1 protein-coding gene is annotated in these 480 nt (G+C 65.6%); it reads right to left on the bottom strand.

Features of this window, described 5'->3' with window-relative positions; genetic code table 11:
- Positions 1-480, bottom strand: a 480-nt coding sequence (locus J5M57_RS28270; protein WP_207938515.1) for an alginate lyase family protein, incomplete at both ends; no start/stop codon positions are given.

The following is a 480-nucleotide window of genomic DNA, read 5'->3' as shown; positions in this document are numbered from 1 at the left end:
GCGTTCATCATCCTACGGTCGCCGAGCGTGAACGCGGCGAGCGCGATCAGCTTGATCCGGTGGCTCTGCCAGTTGTTGCGCCACGTGCCCTTGAGCGGGCGCTTCTGCGCATCGATCTGTTGCACGTAGCCGTTGCCGAGCGCCGCGATGAACGCGGCCGCCGCGTTGCGCGTCTTCACGGGCAGCGCGCTCGCCGTCATGTCGTACGCGAGGATCAGGCTCTCGAAGCGCGTTTCGGCGATCGGATTGAAGCTCGGGCGGTAAGTGTTCACCCACGTCGACAGAAAGCGGTCGACGAGCGCCAGATAGCTGCTCTGGTTCGTCACGCGCCACGCGAGCGCCGCGTTGCGCATCAGCTCCATGTCGTTGAGCGCCTCGGCGCTCTGGTCGTAAATGCCCTCGTGCGGCAGCGTGCCCTCGGTGTGCACGCGCGGCAGCGCCTTCGGCTCATCGTTCAGATGCGCATCGACGCTCTTGATG

It is taken from the genome of Pseudomonas sp. 86_A, from assembly GCF_017491705.1.
In the GTDB taxonomy this organism is placed as follows: Bacteria; Pseudomonadota; Gammaproteobacteria; order Pseudomonadales; family Pseudomonadaceae; genus Aquipseudomonas; species Aquipseudomonas koreensis.
This window is presented reverse-complemented; position numbering and strand designations above follow the sequence as displayed.